The organism is Streptomyces sp. NPDC039465 (assembly GCF_055639315.1).
Genome location: NZ_JBVKAP010000006.1, coordinates 375,390 through 390,603, shown reverse-complemented (window position 1 = coordinate 390,603; position 15,214 = coordinate 375,390). Strand labels below are relative to the sequence as shown.

The 15,214-nt window shown below is 71.5% G+C and carries 16 protein-coding genes; 11 read left to right on the top strand and 5 right to left on the bottom strand.

The annotated features are described in order from the left end of the window. The first annotated feature begins 11 nt into the window (after window positions 1-11). Window positions 12-959 (top strand): NAD(+) diphosphatase, encoded by a 948-nt coding sequence (gene nudC, locus ACZ7LT_RS22180; protein ID WP_471237781.1) that lies wholly within the window; start codon window positions 12-14, stop codon window positions 957-959. Window positions 960-1,073: 114 nt separating this feature from the next. On the opposite strand, the gene ACZ7LT_RS22175 is transcribed toward nudC, so the two are convergent. Beyond that, on the bottom strand, window positions 1,074-1,316 hold the full coding sequence (locus ACZ7LT_RS22175; protein ID WP_019889264.1) for a mycoredoxin: 243 nt from the start codon (window positions 1,314-1,316) through the stop codon (window positions 1,074-1,076). A gap of 145 nt (window positions 1,317-1,461) precedes the next feature. Between ACZ7LT_RS22175 and ACZ7LT_RS22170 the strand changes: the two genes are divergently transcribed. The 5 genes from ACZ7LT_RS22170 (at window position 1,462) to ACZ7LT_RS22150 (ending at window position 5,325) form a co-directional block, all read left to right on the top strand. Next, window positions 1,462-3,639: an ATP-dependent DNA helicase UvrD2 gene (locus tag ACZ7LT_RS22170; RefSeq protein ID WP_471237780.1), complete on the top strand. Its 2,178-nt coding sequence runs from the start codon at window positions 1,462-1,464 to the stop codon at window positions 3,637-3,639. 169 nt (window positions 3,640-3,808) lie between these two features. Then, window positions 3,809-4,141 carry a hypothetical protein gene (locus tag ACZ7LT_RS22165; protein ID WP_471237779.1) on the top strand — a complete coding sequence of 111 codons (333 nt, stop codon included), beginning with the start codon at window positions 3,809-3,811 and terminating at the stop codon, window positions 4,139-4,141. A gap of 172 nt (window positions 4,142-4,313) precedes the next feature. Beyond that, a complete protein-coding gene (locus tag ACZ7LT_RS22160) occupies window positions 4,314-4,685 on the top strand; it encodes a WhiB family transcriptional regulator (RefSeq protein ID WP_471237778.1) in 372 nt (123 codons plus the stop codon). Further along, complete coding sequence (locus ACZ7LT_RS22155) at window positions 4,682-5,005, top strand: hypothetical protein (protein WP_471237777.1); 324 nt, start codon at window positions 4,682-4,684, stop codon at window positions 5,003-5,005. Before ACZ7LT_RS22160 ends, ACZ7LT_RS22155 begins: the two co-directional genes overlap by 4 nt. 113 nt (window positions 5,006-5,118) lie before the next feature. After that, entirely contained in the window at window positions 5,119-5,325 is a 207-nt protein-coding gene (locus ACZ7LT_RS22150) for a hypothetical protein (RefSeq protein WP_471237776.1), read from the top strand. A gap of 19 nt (window positions 5,326-5,344) precedes the next feature. Here the strand turns inward: ACZ7LT_RS22150 and ACZ7LT_RS22145 are convergent, their stop codons facing one another. Both ACZ7LT_RS22145 and ACZ7LT_RS22140 read right to left on the bottom strand, forming a co-directional pair. Beyond that, window positions 5,345-6,748, bottom strand: a complete 1,404-nt coding sequence (locus ACZ7LT_RS22145; protein WP_471237775.1) for an ABC1 kinase family protein — start codon at window positions 6,746-6,748, stop codon at window positions 5,345-5,347. A gap of 63 nt (window positions 6,749-6,811) precedes the next feature. Next, entirely contained in the window at window positions 6,812-7,963 is a 1,152-nt protein-coding gene (locus ACZ7LT_RS22140; protein ID WP_471237774.1) for a ThiF family adenylyltransferase, read from the bottom strand. 195 nt (window positions 7,964-8,158) lie between these two features. Here ACZ7LT_RS22140 and ACZ7LT_RS22135 point away from each other — a divergent pair, with 195 nt between their 5' ends. The 4 genes from ACZ7LT_RS22135 (at window position 8,159) to ACZ7LT_RS22120 (ending at window position 11,912) form a co-directional block, all read left to right on the top strand. Continuing rightward, window positions 8,159-8,734 (top strand): M48 metallopeptidase family protein, encoded by a 576-nt coding sequence (locus ACZ7LT_RS22135; RefSeq protein ID WP_078513406.1) that lies wholly within the window; start codon window positions 8,159-8,161, stop codon window positions 8,732-8,734. Window positions 8,735-8,842: 108 nt separating this feature from the next. Then, window positions 8,843-10,444 (top strand): TerD family protein, encoded by a 1,602-nt coding sequence (locus tag ACZ7LT_RS22130; RefSeq protein ID WP_471237773.1) that lies wholly within the window; start codon window positions 8,843-8,845, stop codon window positions 10,442-10,444. A 14-nt stretch (window positions 10,445-10,458) separates the two neighbouring features. Next, the gene (locus ACZ7LT_RS22125) at window positions 10,459-11,139 is read left to right on the top strand and encodes an AIM24 family protein (protein WP_471237772.1); all 681 of its coding nucleotides are present in this window, start codon (window positions 10,459-10,461) and stop codon (window positions 11,137-11,139) included. Window positions 11,140-11,156: 17 nt separating this feature from the next. After that, window positions 11,157-11,912 carry an AIM24 family protein gene (locus ACZ7LT_RS22120; RefSeq protein ID WP_471237771.1) on the top strand — a complete coding sequence of 252 codons (756 nt, stop codon included), beginning with the start codon at window positions 11,157-11,159 and terminating at the stop codon, window positions 11,910-11,912. 85 nt (window positions 11,913-11,997) lie between these two features. Here ACZ7LT_RS22120 and ACZ7LT_RS22115 read toward each other — a convergent pair whose 3' ends face one another. Together ACZ7LT_RS22115 and ACZ7LT_RS22110 are read right to left on the bottom strand one after the other, a co-directional pair. Then, a complete protein-coding gene (locus tag ACZ7LT_RS22115; protein WP_471237770.1) occupies window positions 11,998-12,519 on the bottom strand; it encodes an NUDIX hydrolase in 522 nt (173 codons plus the stop codon). Next, entirely contained in the window at window positions 12,516-13,910 is a 1,395-nt protein-coding gene (locus ACZ7LT_RS22110) for a zinc-dependent metalloprotease (RefSeq protein WP_471237769.1), read from the bottom strand. Before ACZ7LT_RS22110 ends, ACZ7LT_RS22115 begins: the two co-directional genes overlap by 4 nt. 191 nt (window positions 13,911-14,101) lie before the next feature. Between ACZ7LT_RS22110 and ACZ7LT_RS22105 the strand changes: the two genes are divergently transcribed. Next, entirely contained in the window at window positions 14,102-15,211 is a 1,110-nt protein-coding gene (locus tag ACZ7LT_RS22105; protein ID WP_471237768.1) for an SDR family oxidoreductase, read from the top strand. Window positions 15,212-15,214 lie beyond the last annotated feature (3 nt).

Here is a 15,214-nt window from a genome sequence, read left to right as displayed (position 1 = left end):
TGGAAGTACCTGTGAGCACCATCAGCAACGACTCAGCGGACCGCCCCATCGGGCTGACCGCGCCCAGCGGCATCGACCGCATGGCGCACCACCGCCTCGACGAGGCCTGGCTGGCGGCGGCCTGGAGCCACCCGACGACCCGCGTCTTCGTCGTCTCCGGGGGCCAGGTGCTGATCGACGACACCCCCGACGGCCGCACCGAACTGGTCATGACTCCGGCCTTCGAGGCACCGGTCACCGAGACCCACCGCTACTTCCTCGGCACCGACACCGACGGCGTCAGCTATTTCGCCCTGCAGAAGGACTCCCTGCCGGGCCGCATGGACCAGTCGGCGCGCCCGGCCGGGCTGCGCGAGGCCGGACTGCTGCTGTCGCCCCGCGACGCCGGCCTGATGGTGCACGCGGTGGCGCTGGAGAACTGGCAGCGGCTGCACCGCTTCTGCTCCCGCTGCGGCGAGCGCACGGTCATCGCGGCCGCCGGCCATGTCCGCCGCTGCCAGGCCTGCGGCGCCGAGCACTACCCCCGTACCGACCCCGCCGTGATCATGCTGGTCACCGACGAGGAGGACCGGGCGCTGCTCGGCCGCCAGGTGCACTGGCCGGAGGGGCGTTTCTCGACGCTGGCGGGGTTCGTCGAGCCCGGCGAGTCGATCGAGCAGTCGGTGGCGCGGGAGGTCTTCGAGGAGGCCGGTGTCACGGTCGGCGAGGTCGAGTACGTCGCCAGCCAGCCCTGGCCCTTCCCCTCCAGCCTGATGCTCGGCTTCATGGCGCGCGCCACCTCGTCCGAGATCAATGTGGACGGGGAGGAGATCCACGAGGCGCGCTGGTTCTCCCGCGAGGACCTGACGGCCGCCTTCGAGTCCGGCGAGGTGCTGCCGCCGTACGGCATCTCGATCGCGTCCCGGCTGATCGAGCTCTGGTACGGCAAGCCGCTGCCGAAGCCCGGCGACGTGGCCTGACGACCTGGCCCGAAGAGCCTGGCCTGAAGACCTGGCCTGAAGACCTGGCCTGACGACGAAAACCCCCGTCCCGGACATCCCGGACGGGGGTTTTCGGCCATGAGCGGAGCCGGCTCAGACGCCGATCTTCTGCTTGACCTGCGCGAGCGAGGGGTTCGTCAGCGTCGAACCGTCCCCGAAGAGCACGGTCGGAACGGTCTGGTTGCCCCCGTTGGCCTTCTCCACGAACGCGGCCGACTCAGGGTCCTGCTCGATGTTGATCTCGGTGTACGCGATGCCCTCGCGGTCCATCTGGCTCTTCAGCCGACGGCAGTAGCCGCACCACGTGGTGCTGTACATCGTCACAGTGCCCTGCATGGCCCGGTGCTCCTTCGTTGGTGGGTGAGGTGCCAGGGGGAGAACGTATGCTCCGGCGCCACCATTCCCGTATTCGTACGACCGGTCGCCCGGGCCTGTGGACAAGCCGCCGCACCGACCCACCCGAACCTGGCAGCATGGCGGGGTGACAGCAGCAACGCACTCCACTCTCTTCCCGCAGGTCCCCGAGACCGCCGACGCGGTGCTCGACGGGCTCGACCCCGAGCAGCGCGAGGTCGCGCTGGCCCTGCACGGCCCGGTGTGCGTGCTGGCGGGCGCCGGCACGGGCAAGACCCGGGCGATCACCCACCGGATCGCCTACGGCGTGCGCGCGGGCATACTCCCGCCCGCCAGTGTGCTGGCCGTCACCTTCACCAACCGCGCCGCCGGCGAGATGCGCGGGCGGCTTCGGCAGCTCGGCGCGGGCGGCGTCCAGGCCCGGACGTTCCACTCCGCCGCGCTCCGCCAGCTCCAGTACTTCTGGCCGAAAGCAGTCGGTGGCGATCTGCCGCGGCTGCTCGAACGGAAGATCCAGCTCGTCGCCGAGGCCGCCGCGCGCTGCCGCGTCCGGCTCGACCGCAACGAGCTGCGCGACGTGACCAGCGAGATCGAGTGGGCGAAGGTCACCCAGACCGTCCCCGCCGACTATCCCGCCGCCGTCGCCAAGACCCATCGCGACGCCCCGCGCGACCCCGCCGAGATCGGCCAGATCTATGCGCTCTACGAGCAGCTCAAGCGGGACCGCTCGGTGATCGACTTCGAGGACGTGCTGCTGCTCACCGTCGGCATCCTCCAGGACCGGCACGACATCGCCGACCAGATCCGCCGCCAGTACCAGCACTTCGTCGTGGACGAGTACCAGGACGTCTCCCCGCTCCAGCAGCGGCTGCTCGACCTGTGGCTCGGCGACCGCGACAGCCTCTGCGTCGTCGGCGACGCCAGCCAGACGATCTACTCCTTCACCGGCGCCACCCCCGACCACCTGCTGAACTTCCGCACCCGTCACCCCGGCGCGACGGTCGTCAAGCTCGTCCGGGACTACCGCTCCACGCCCCAGGTCGTGCACCTGGCCAACGGCCTGCTCAGCCAGGCCCGCGGCCGGGCCGCCGAGCACCGCCTGGAGCTGATCTCCCAGCGCGACCCGGGCCCCGAGCCCGTCTACACCGAGTACGCCGACGAGCCCGCCGAGGCCGAGGGCACCGCCCGCCGCATCCGCGACCTGATCGCCGCCGGCGTCCCGGCCGGCGAGATCGCCGTGCTCTACCGCGTCAACGCCCAGTCGGAGGTCTACGAGCAGGCGCTCGCCGACGCCGGGGTGCCCTACCAGCTGCGTGGTGCCGAGCGCTTCTTCGACCGCCCCGAGGTACGGGAGGCGGGTGTCGCCCTGCGCGGCGCCGCCCGCGCCGGGGGCAACGACGCCCTGCTCGACGACGCCGACAACCTGCCCTCCCAGGTCCGGGCAGTCCTCTCCACCAAGGGATGGACCCCCGAGCCGCCGTCCGGCTCCGGCGCCGTCCGGGACCGCTGGGAGTCCCTCGCCGCCCTCGTCCGGCTCGCAGAGGACTACGTACGGGTCAAGCCGGAGGCGACCCTCGCCGATCTGGTCGCCGAACTCGACGAGCGGGCCGCCGCCCAGCACGCCCCGACCGTCCAGGGCGTCACGCTCGCCTCGCTGCACGCCGCGAAGGGCCTGGAGTGGGACGCGGTGTTCCTGGTCGGCCTTACCGAAGGCATGATGCCGATCACGTACGCCAAGACCGACGAGCAGGTCGAGGAGGAGCGCCGCCTGCTGTACGTGGGCGTCACGCGGGCCCGGGTCCATCTCTCCCTGTCCTGGGCGCTGTCCCGCTCGCCCGGCGGACGGGCCTCCCGCCGGCCGACCCGCTTCCTCACCGGCCTGCGGCCCGGCTCCGGCGCCCTCGGAGCCCGGGGCGCGGGCGGAGGCGGCGGCATCGAGCGCGGCAGCGGCGGCAGCCGACGCAAGCGCCGGGGACCCGTCCTCTGCCGGGTCTGCGGCACCACACTCACCGACGCCGGCGAGATGAAGCTGATGCGCTGCGAGGGCTGCCCCTCCGACATGGACGAGGCGCTCTACGAACGGCTGCGCGAGTGGCGCTCCGAGCAGGCGAAGGAGCTGGGCCAGCCCGCGTACTGCGTCTTCACCGACAAGACGCTGATGGCGATCGCCGAGACCGTGCCCTCCACCGATGGGGAGCTCGCAGGCATCTCCGGTGTCGGCGCCCGCAAGCTGGACCGCTTCGGCGCCGATGTCCTGGCCATCTGCGCAGGTGAAGAGGTTGGGGGAGGCGACGAGGAGGACTGATGCAAACTCGTCGAAAAAATAGTTTGCGCCCGCCTGGGGAAGCCCCATAGGTTCTTAACCACGGAAACGGCGGCTTCTCTGAAGCCGTGTCTCCGTGCTGTACTTATCCGAATACGTGTGGGACCGGCTCACCCCGATCCCCCTGAGACGCCGAGAGGAGGCGATTCCAGTGATCAGCTACATCAACAGCACCACCGTCCGCACCGACAAAATGACCGATCGCTCGGTCGTCTCCACCTGCTCGCTCGGCCTCTCCGGTTCGGCGTTCATTGGCACCGGTGTGTCCGGCTTCGCGTCCCTGCGTCCGGCCACGCTTCTGGCGGCTCTCCCCGTCATGGAGCGCAATGAGCGACCGACCAAGGCACTGGAAGCAGGAGTAGCGGCTGGCGAGGCCAAGGCCTACGCCTTCGCGGCGACCGGTGCCGAAACCAAGCAGCAGACGACGCAGCACCACACGATGTGGGCCTTCCGTGGGCTCGAACCCTGGAGTGATCCAGCCTGATCCATGATCAGGCCGGCGCCTTCAGGGCCGCGGAACCCCACCCGGGATCCGCGGCCCTTCTGTTTTGCCCGAACGGGCGGAGCAGGCCGAAGGGGCCTTGGGACAGCGCAAGACCCGGTACCAGCCGACACCCGGTCAACAGGCCGGAACAACAGACGAGGAAGAACACCCCGTGCAACTCGAAGCGCACGCCCCGTCCGTACCGCCTTCCGAAACGATCCCCCCGCCCGGCCTCACGGAGGACTCCACCTTGACCCCCCTCACCGCGCTCACCGCGCTCGACGACGCCATCGAGAACCTCGGCGTACCGGTCCCCTGTCGTTCCTACGACCCGGAGGTCTTCTTCGCCGAGTCGCCGGCGGACGTCGAGTACGCCAAGTCCCTCTGCCGGACCTGCCCTCTGATGGAGGCCTGCCTGGCGGGCGCCAAGGAGCGGCGTGAGCCGTGGGGTGTCTGGGGCGGCGAGCTGTTCGTCCAGGGTGTCGTCGTGGCCCGCAAGCGGCCGCGTGGCCGCCCGCGCAAGAACCCGGTCGTCGCGGCATGACCGCCACCGGAACCATCGACCGACCCCTCACGCACGATCCCCAGAAGCAGGCCCCCATGTCCTCTTCCACGAGCGAGCCGTCCGGCTCCGCCACCCCAGCTGTCACCACCATCGGCGCGAACGCCTCGCGCCAGAACAGGACCCGCGAGATGCAACTCATCCCAGAAGCCCTGGCCCGTGCGCATATGCACGACCGCCTGAGGGAAGCCGACGCGCAACGTCAGGCCGTACGCCTGGTCGCCGCCCGGCGCATGCAGCGCCGCGCCGAGCGCGTCTCCCTGCGCGCCCGCCGTGCGCTGGCCATGGCCGTCATGCACTGAGAACCCAGGGAGCTCACCAGCTGAGCCCACCGCCGCGGGGGCCGGTCCGAACGGACCGGCCCCCGCGGTGCGTTGCCCCGGCCGCGGAGCCCCGCCCGGTTATCGTCTTCAGGGTGCTGAGTAGTGACTCCGGTGGAGACCCCCGGACACCCGAGGAGAGCAAGAGCATCGCCTGCGCCCGCTGCGGCCGGGTCGCCGACCCGCTTCCGGTGACCTGGACCTGCTCGGTGGAGAACGGCCGCCGCGAGTACTTCTGCGAGGCGTGCGCCCGCGCCAACATCAGGGCGATCGAGGGTCGGCTCGACTCGTCCTGGTGGTGAGGGCGCGGGCCGCCCCCGCTCAGCCCTCCGCCACCACCTGCGGCTCCGGCGCGTCCGGCTCCGTCTCCTCGTCCTGCGGCAGGAACCCCGGCAGCCACTCCTCCAGCTCGTCCCGCAGCCGGACCGTCGCGTTCAGCTGACAGAGCACCCCTATCGTGCTCAACGTCACACGGTGAATCAGCAGATACGACGGCGGCAGATTGAGCTGCTTGCCCAACTGATGGGCGGGGGAGCGCAGGTCGGCGATCCGGGCGGCCTGGTTGCGGATCCACTCCCGGGAGAAGGCGAACGCGTCCACCTCCGCCGGCTCGATGATCGGCAGCAGATACTCGAGCACCGCGTCCGGGTCGAGTGCGATCCTCTCCTTGACGAAGCCCTCCTCACGCAGCAGCTCGTAGACCGTCTCGGCCTCACCCGCCAGCGTCATCCGCAGACAGATGCCGATCGTCTCCGGCAGCCCGCCGGGCAGCCGGTCCACCGTGCCGAAGTCCAGCACCCCCAGCCGCCAGTCCCCGGGCTCTCCTTCCTCGCCGTCGTCCGTCGCCACCGCGGGCAGCAGCCTGAAGTTCCCCGGATGCGGATCGGCGTGCAGCAGCCCCGTACGCGCCGGACCGGAGAACAGGAACCGGGCCAGCAGCTGACCCGCCCGGTCCCGCTGCTCCTGGGTGCCGTCCGCCACCACCTCGGCGAGCGGGATGCCGTCGATCCACTCCGTCACCAGCACCTGGTCGGACTGGTGCACCACATCGGGCACCACGACATCCGGATCGTCCGCGAACTCCGCCGCGTGCTCCCGCTGGGCCTGTGCCTCCAGGCCGTAGTCCAGCTCCTCGGAGACGCGGTCCCGCAGCTCCGTGATCAGCGGCTTGATGTCCATGCCCGGAACCAGCGGGCCGAGCAGCCGGGCGAACCGGCTGAGCTGGGTCAGATCGGAGAGCAGCGCCTCACCGGCCCCCGGATACTGCACCTTCACCGCGACCTCGCGGCCGTCGTGCCACACCGCCCGGTGCACCTGACCGATCGACGCAGCCGCCGACGGCTTGTCCTCGAACTCCAGGAACAGCTCCCGCCAGTCCTCGCCCAGCCGCTCCGCGAGGACCGCGTGGACCGTGCGCACCGGCATCGGCGGCGCCGCCTCCTGCAGCTTGGTGAGCGCCGCGCGGTACGGGCCAGCCACCTCCTCCGGCAGCGCCGACTCGAAGACGGACAGCGCCTGCCCGAGCTTCATCGCCCCGCCCTTGAGCTCACCAAGCACCTTGAAGAGCTGATCCGCGGTGCGCTGTTGCAGCTCACGGGCGACGATCTCGGCGGACTTCCCGCCGATCCGCTTCCCAAGCCCCCACGTGGCCCGACCGGCGAAGCCCAGTGGCAGCGCGGCCAACTTGGCGGTCCGAGTGACCGCCTTCCGGGGTAGATCAGACATGCGCCCCTCCAAATCCCAGACTGCTGTGCCGCGTTCGCCGCCGATGTCGCGTACCGGTGGCCGTTACCCCGCCATTGTGTCGTGCGCGGCTCCGGCGCCCGAGGCCCGCTCCCCTTCTCCGTCACCAGCGGCGCCGCAAACACACCCGGCGTACGGCACCACCCGCTCCGAGCGCCACTCCAGCAACGGCGAAGACGTCTCCCAGCGCGCCCCGACACTCGCCGGCAGCTCACCGTCGAGAAACGCCAGGGCGTGCGCCGCGGCGAGCCCGGCCACCACCGTCGCCAGACCCAGATCGCAGGCGGGCACGGCGCCCGGCCCGCCGGACCGCCACTGCGCCAGCATCCGCGGCCACACCGGCTCCCGGTCCGTCCGCTCCCGCTCCATGCACCCGGCGCAGGCCGTCCCGCCGGGCAGCACCAGCGGGCCCACCACGCCGGTTGCCTCGGCCACCCCCGCGTACAGATGCGGGGTGCCGGCCGCGATCCACTCCCCGGCCGGAACCGGGTCGGGCAGATACGCCCCCAGCCCGTCCCTCGGCGCCACCACGATCAGCGAGACCGGCCGCCCGCTGCCCGCTCCCGGCGCGTCGGCCGCCTGCCGGGCCCGCGGTACCCGGCCCCCCGGCGCCGATCTCCCCACGAGCCGCCGGGCCGCGGTGGCCCTGCGCTCGCCCACCGCCTCCGGCGGCAGCCCGCCAGGGGACACGTCCCAGGGCTCCACCGGCCCGCTGTCCAGCACCTCCACCCGCCCCACCCCGGACGCGGACAGCAGCGCCGCCACCGCCGCCCCCACCCGCCCGGCGCCGCGCACCTGCACCCGCGCAGTCCGCCGCGCCGACCAGCGCCGTGCCGCGCCGTCCGGCTCCCGGTGGACCACGGAGAGCGACTCCAGATCGGCGCGCAGCGGATCCGGCGCCCCAGGACGCCGCCCGGACGCCACGGCGCCCCCTCTGCCCGCCGCCGCGTCGACGAGGAGCCCCGCCGCGGCCAGCCTGTCCACCAGCACGTCCACCCGGTCCTCGTCCAGCCCGAGCGCCCTGCCCTCCGCGCGCAGCAGATCGATGCCCCTCGTCCCGTCCATCAGCCCGATCAGGCTGCCGGTGGTCGTGTCCACCGGACCGACCACCACCGCGTGCGCCGGTGTCACACCGAACTGCACGTACTGAAGATTCCGCCAGGCACGCCGCAGCGCCGGCTTCACCATCGGATGCATTTCCGCCCCCGGAGTTTCATGATCACTCGCTGTGGTGATCTCCGCCGTCAGAATGCCTCGGCGGCGCGAAGACCACGGAAAGTTGTCCACAGGGGCGGGGTATTAGTCGTTCAAATGGTGTACGACGTGGGTGGATCCCGTCCGAACCGTCCTGGAGGCGGGACTTCCTCCGCTGACAGCGGGTAACGTCGGGGCGTGCCCGCCGACCCACAGCGCAGCGAGACAAGGAAACCGCCCCGCGGGTCGGGGACGAGTGCGGTCGAGGTCCGGAGGAGCTCCCGGCGGAGCAGAACAGTCTCCGCCTACCGGGAGGGCGACCGGACCATCGTGCTCATCCCCGCCCGGATGTCCGAGGCGGAGGAGCATCGCTGGGTGACCGTGATGCTCGACAAGCTCGCCGCCCAGGAGAGCAAGCGCATGCTGGGCGACGTCGAACTGGGCGAGCGCGCCGAGCGGTTGTCGGACCAGTATTTCGGCGGCAGGGCGCGCCCCACGTCCGTGCGGTGGGTGACGAACCAGAACACCCGCTGGGGGTCGTGCACCCCCTCCGAGGGCAGCATCCGTCTCTCCCACCGGCTCCAGGGGATGCCCGAGTACGTCGTCGACTACGTCCTGGTCCATGAGCTGGCCCACCTCCTGGTGCCCGGTCACGGCCCGGACTTCTGGCGGCTCCTGGAGGCCTACCCGCGTACCGAGCGGGCCCGCGGCTACCTCGAAGGCGTCGTCGCCGCCGAGCGGTTGCCGCATCTGCCGGCCGCTCGCGGAGAGTGACATTCGTCGATCCTGTACCGAATCCGTCCCGACTTGGCTCAATGTCGTCGCCAGCCGTTAGCCTGGCGCGACGCATTCACATTTCGGGATGGGGGACGGTCGTTACGCATGGCCAGGGAATTCCAACGGGGCCACAAGGCCAAGATCAGTGATCTCACTTCCGGGACCGACCTGTACGTGGGCGTGCAGATCGCGGCGCCCGGGCTGAGCTTCGACATCAGCTGCTTCGGCCTGGACGCCGACGAACAGCTTTCCGACGACCGGTATTTCGTCTTCTTCAACCAGCCGAAGTCACCCGAGGAATCCATCCAGCTCCTGGGCGCACAGGCCGGTGACACCGAGTCCTTCCGGGTCACGCTGGACCGCATCCCGGCCTCGATCCACAAGCTGTCCTTCACCGCGACCATCGACGGCGACGGCCAGATGTCCCAGATCGGTCCGGGCTACATCCGGATCGTCGCGGGCGGCGAAGAGGTCGTCCGGTACTCCTTCACGGGCTCGGAGTTCACCACCGAGCGCGCCGTGATGCTGGGTGACTTCTACCTCAAGGACGTCTGGCGCTTCGCCGCCGTCGGCCAGGGCTTCGACGGCGGACTCGCCGCGCTGCTGCGCAACTTCGGCGGCGAGGTCGCCGAGGAGGAACCGGCCGGCCAGCCGCCGCAGGCGGCCCCCGGTTTCGCCGCCCCGGCTCCGGCGGCTGCTGCCCCGGCTCCCGCGTTCGGCGCGCCCCAGCAGCCTCAGCAGGCCCAGCCCGCGCCCTCCTTCGGCGCCCCGGCCGCCCCCGCGCCTGCCCCGGCGCCCGCGCCCCAGCCCGTGCACGGGGCGCCCACGATCGCGGCGCCGATGGCCCCGCCCGCGCCCCCGTCCCCGTACGGCCAGCCGCCTCAGCCGCCGCAGTTCGGGCAGGTCCCCGGCCAGGCCGCGCCGCCCGCCCCCTCGCCGTACGGCCAGCCCGCGCCGGCCGGTTACGGTCAGCCGCAGTTCGGCCAGCAGCCCCCCATGGGCATGCCGCCCGGCGGCATGCCGCAAGGGGCCCCGCAGGGCGCCGGCGCCGGACTCGCCGCCGCGCTCGCTCCGTACAAGGAGGCCGCCACCGGCCAGCGCTGGACCCCGCAGAACCAGCAGCTCATGCGGGTCGACCTGGCCATGGGCGGCGTTCCCGTCCTGGCCCGCCAGGGCAGCATGGTCATGTACCAGGGCAAGGTCGAATTCGGCTACAAGGGCGCCGGGTTCGCCGGCCGTATCGTCGGCAACGCCACCGGTCAGGAGATGCAGCTGATGCGCTGCACCGGCCGCGGACAGGTGTTCCTCGCCGAGGAAGGCGCCCATCTGCACCCCATCGAGCTCCAGGGCGACGCCATCTGCGTCTCCGCCGAGAACGTCCTCGCCTTCGACGAGTCCCTCCAGCACGAGGTCCGTCGCATCGAGGGCCACGGCATCCCTGGCGGCGCCCTGTTCACCATGCAGTTCCAGGGCACCGGCACCGTCGTCGTGAAGACCCACGGCGTCCCCGTCGTCCTGCCCGTCACGCCGACCACGTTCGCCGACTGCAACGCCGTCGTCGCCTGGTCCGCCGCCTCGCAGGTGATCCTCTCCAGCCAGGTCCGGCTGCGCCGCAACGCCTACCCCGGCCACAGCGGAGAGACCGTCAACCTCCAGTTCCGGGGAGCCCCCGGCAACTTCATCGTCGTCCAGCCGTACGAGGTCTGAGGGAGCCCGAAGACATGAACCAGCAACTCGCGGGCTACGCCCCGACTCCGATGGCGGCCCGGATGGAGAACCACGGCCGCTCCATGCTGAAGGTCGCCATGGCCTCCGGCCAGGACCTGTTCGCCCGTACCGGCTCGATGGTCGCCTACGAAGGCTTCATCCAGTACGAGCCCAACCCGCCCGCTGCCCGCCAGGTCGCCTCCCAGTGGATCACCGGCGAGGGCGCGCCGATCATGAAGTGCTCCGGCGACGGACTGCTCTACCTCGCCGACTACGGCGCCGACGTCGTCGTCATCAACCTCAACAACGACTCGCTCTCCGTCAACGGCACCAACCTCCTCGCCTTCGACGCCCACCTCCAGTGGGGCGTCGAGAAGGTCAAGGGCCTGGCCAAGTTCGCCGGCCAGGGGCTGTGGAACGTCCAGATCGCGGGTACGGGCTGGGTCGCCCTCACCTCCCGCGGCACCCCGATCGTCGTCGACTGCGGCCGCGGCGAGGACGAGACGTACGTCGACCCGGACGCCCTCGTCGCCTGGTCCCCGGAGCTGAAGGTCAAGGGCAAGCGCAGCTTCAAGGCCTCCTCCCTGATCGGACGGGGCAGCGGAGAGGCCTACCAGATGGCCTTCTCCGGACGCGGCATCGTCGTCGTCCAGCCGAGTGAGGACAGCACCGACCGTCTGCGGATCCGGGGCTGAGGGGGAGCGAGAACACCATGCAGAGCCCGCTTTTCAACCACGCCGAGCAGCAGAGCCAGGAGCGGTACGTCGTACAGAACCCGCAGCTGCTGCGGGTCGCGCTCACCGGCCACGACGACATCCTCGCCCGTAAGGGCGCCATGGTCGCCTACCAGGGACTCGTCGACTTCGACGGCGAATACCAGACCAGCAGCCAGCGCCGGGCCCGCGCCAACACCGGCGAGGGCCTCGACCTGATGCGCTGCTCCGGACAGGGCACGGTCTACTTCGCCAACCTGGCCCAGTACATCCACGTCGTGGACGTCGACCAGGAGGGCATGACCGTCGACAGCGCCTACGTCCTGGCGCTGGACTCGACCCTGCACACCGAAGTGATCGCCGTGGACAGCCAGTACGGCATCTCCGGCTCGGGCAAGTACCAGCTCAACATCTCCGGCCGCGGCAAGGTCGCCCTGATGACCTCGGGGCAGCCGCTGATGATGCAGGTCACGCCCGACAAGTACGTCAACGCCGACGCCGACGCGATCGTCGCCTGGTCCTCCGGGCTGCGGGTGCAGATGCAGGCGCAGACGCACTCCTCCGGCGTGATGCGGCGCCGCGGCAACACCGGCGAGGGCTGGGAGCTCAGCTTCCTCGGACAGGGCTTCGCCCTGGTCCAGCCCAGCGAGGTCATGCCACCGCAGAACGCGCAGATCGGGCAGGGCGTGCGCGCCCAGTTCGGAGCCGGGCAGCACGGCTCCCACGCCCAGAACCAGAACAACGCCTGGAACTGAGCCCGGACAGCTCGGCAAGAGCGCAGAGCTCAGACGTAAGGGGCGGCCTCCCTGGAGGCCGCCCCTTACCGTGTTCCGCACGGCGTCAGAGCCGGGCGCGGGTGTGCTCCACCAGCCGGACCACCGACGCGTCGGCCACCTCCGCCACCTCGTCGTAGCGGAACCAGCGCAGATCCAACGACTCGTCACTGATCGCCTCGACCGCGTCGGCCGACGCCAGTGCCGCGTACTGCACATCCAGATGCCAGTGGCACGGCGCCGGAATGGGATGCCGATCAAGACGCACCGGACCGCCCGGCAGCAGCGTCAGCCCCCGCACGCCCGACTCCTCGACGGCCTCCCGCAGCGCGGCCGCCTCGACCGTCGCGTCGCCCGGCTCGCAGTGACCGCCCATCTGCAGCCACATGCCCAGCTTCTTGTGCAGCGTGAGCAGCACCCGCCCGCGCTCCGGATCCACGACCAGCGCACTCGCGGTGAGGTGCCCGGCGCCGCAGGCCTTCCACATGCCGTCCGGGTGGGCGGCCAGATGATCCAGATAGAGCTGGCGCAGCTCCAGCTGGTCCTCGTACGCCTTCAGTACGAGAACGGCGTCATCGTGCAGGCTCACTTGTCGGTGTCGTCCTTGCCGTCCTCGTCGGCCCGCTCGGCCGCCTCACCCAGCATCTTGTCGAGCTCGGAGAAGTCGAGCTGCTCGCGGTGGACGAAGCCGTCCGGGTCGTCCAGGTCGGACGCCGTCGGCAGCATGTCCGGGTGGCCCCACAGATCGTCCCGGCCGTCCACCCCGCGCGCGTCGGTCAGCGACGCCCACAGCCGGGCGGCGTCCCGCAGCCGGCGCGGCCGCAGCTCAAGACCGATCAGCGTGGCGAAGGTCTGCTCGGCAGGCCCGCCCGTCGCCCGGCGCCGGCGCAGCGTCTCGCGCAGCGCGTCCGCCGAGGTCAGCCGGGTCTTCGCGGCCTCGTGCACCACCGCGTCCACCCAGCCCTCGACCAGCGCCAGAGCGGTCTCCAGACGGGCCAGCGCGGCCTTCTGCTCCGGGGTGTCCTGCGGCTGGAACATGCCCTGCTGCAGCGCCTCCTGCAGCTGCTCGGGGTGGGTCGGGTCGAGCTGGCCGACCGCGTCCTCCAGCTTGGAGGTGTCGACCTTGATCCCGCGCGCGTACCCCTCGACCGCACCGAACAGATGCGAGCGCAGCCACGGCACGTGGGCGAAGAGCCGCTGGTGGGCGGCCTCGCGCAGGGCCAGATAGAGCCGGACCTCGTCCTTGGGCACGCCAAGGTCCTTGCCGAACGTCTCGATGTTCAGTGGCAGCAGCGCAGCCTTCCCGGCCGGGCCGAGTGGCAGGCCGACATCGGTCGAACCGACCACCTCGCCCGCGAGGGCGCCCACGGCCTGCCCGATCTGCTGGCCGAACATCGCGCCGCCCATCGAGCGCATCATGCCGATCAGCGGGCCCGCCATGGCCTGCATCTCCTCGGGCAGCACATCGCCCATGGCCGCGCCGACCCGCTCGGCCACCGGGTCCACCAGTTGCTGCCACGCGGGCAGGGTCGCCTCGACCCACTCCGCGCGGCTCCACGCCACAGCGGTGTTCGCACCGGACGGCAGGGAGGTCACCTGGTCCAGCCACAGGTCGGCGAGGCGCACCGCCTCCTCGACGGCCGTCTTCTCCGCCGGGCCGACACTGGCGTCCTTCGTGCCGTCCGCCGTGCCCTGCGCCACGGTCTGCCGGGCGATCTGCTTGGCCATGTCCCAGTTCACGGGACCGCCCTCGTAGCTCAGCATCTGGCCGAGCTGCTGGAAGGCCGCACCCAGGTCGTTGGGGTTCAGGGACCCGAACATCGCGGCGAACGGATTGTCCGCGCCGCCCGGCAGGCCGCCAAACCCGAAGGGGTCGCCGCCCGACCCCTGGCCACCTCCGGCGGGGTCCTTCTTCTTGCCCTCGTCGCCGTTCTCCGGCTCCTCCGGCGGAAGGCCGAATCCGAATGGGGTGTCACTCACGGGTTTCCTCGGCTCGTAGGGCCGCCGGCTCTCCGCCGGCGGCGACTGCCCGACAACACCACCAAGCCTAGACATCGAGGCCGGATAAGGCCTCAGTGCTTCGCCGCCTCGCGGCCTGCGGCAGGATGGACGCCACCTGGTACGTACGCGTCATTCACGTACGTACTGAAGACAACCGCTGGAGACGCCCGGTGAGTTCCCCAGATCCGCAGGTTCGCGCAGCGCGAAACCTCTCAACCCGGTCCGCCGCGCGCGGCCCCGTCGTCGCGGTCACCGGCGCCGCTTCCGGTGTCGGTGAGCTGCTGACCCGGCGCCTCGTCGCGTGCGAGGAGATCAAGCAGGTCATCGCCATCGACGAGCGCAGGGGCGAGATCCCCGAGGCGCAGTGGCACATCCTGGACGTACGCGATCCGGCCATCGCCGAGAAGCTGCGGGGCGCCGACGTCGTCGTGCACCTCGCCGTCGACCTCGACCTGGAGACCGACGCCGCCGCCCGGACGGCGTACAACGTCCGCGGCGCCCAGACCGTGCTCACCGCGGCCGCCGCGGCGGGCGTGCACCGGGTCGTGCTGTGCACCTCGGCGATGGTCTACGGCGCCCTGCCGGACAACGACATCCCGCTCTCCGAGGACGCCGAGCTCCGGGCGACCGCCGAGGCCACCGGCGTCGGCGACCTGCTGGAGATCGAACGCCTCGGCCGCCGCGCACCCCGCGCCCACCCCGGCCTCAACGTCACCGTCGTCCGGCCCGCCGTCCTGGTCGGCGGCACCGACACCGCCCTCACCCGCTACTTCGAGTCGCCGCGCCTCCTCGTGGTGGCCGGATCCCGGCCCACCTGGCAGTTCTGCCACGTCGAGGACCTGGTCAGCGCCCTGGAGTACGCGGCCCTCGAGAAGGTCGACGGGGAGTTCGCGGTCGGCTGCGACGGCTGGCTGGAACAGGAGGAGGTCGAGGAGCTGAGCGGGATCCGGCGGATGGAGCTGCCGTCGGCCGTCGCCCTCGGCGCCGCGGCCCGGCTGCACCGGATCGGCCTGACCCCGTCCCCGGCCGGCGACCTCGCGTACACCATGCACCCCTGGGTGGTCAGTGTCGGACGGCTGCACGACGCAGGCTGGCGGCCCCGGTGGACCAACGAGGAGGTCCTCGCGGCGCTGCTCGAAGAGGTCCAGGGCCGGCACACCCTCGCCGGACGCCGCCTCGGCCGCAAGGACGCCACCGCCGCGGGCGCCGCCGGTGCGACGGTCGCGCTGCTCGGCACGGCCGCGCTGGTACGCCGCGCCCGCAAGCGGCGGGGTCTGTGAGGC

Excerpts from the sequence above, each read along its gene's own strand:
- ACZ7LT_RS22175 (WP_019889264.1), bottom strand. The coding sequence starts at position 1,316 with ATGCAGGGCACTGTGACGATGTACAGCACCACGTGGTGCGGCTACTGC.
- ACZ7LT_RS22155 (WP_471237777.1), top strand. The coding sequence starts at position 4,682 with ATGACCGCCACCGGAACCATCGACCGACCCCTCACGCACGATCCCCAG.
- ACZ7LT_RS22145 (WP_471237775.1), bottom strand. The coding sequence starts at position 6,748 with ATGTCTGATCTACCCCGGAAGGCGGTCACTCGGACCGCCAAGTTGGCC.
- ACZ7LT_RS22140 (WP_471237774.1), bottom strand. The coding sequence starts at position 7,963 with ATGCATCCGATGGTGAAGCCGGCGCTGCGGCGTGCCTGGCGGAATCTT.
- ACZ7LT_RS22130 (WP_471237773.1), top strand. The coding sequence starts at position 8,843 with ATGGCCAGGGAATTCCAACGGGGCCACAAGGCCAAGATCAGTGATCTC.
- ACZ7LT_RS22125 (WP_471237772.1), top strand. The coding sequence starts at position 10,459 with ATGAACCAGCAACTCGCGGGCTACGCCCCGACTCCGATGGCGGCCCGG.
- ACZ7LT_RS22120 (WP_471237771.1), top strand. The coding sequence starts at position 11,157 with ATGCAGAGCCCGCTTTTCAACCACGCCGAGCAGCAGAGCCAGGAGCGG.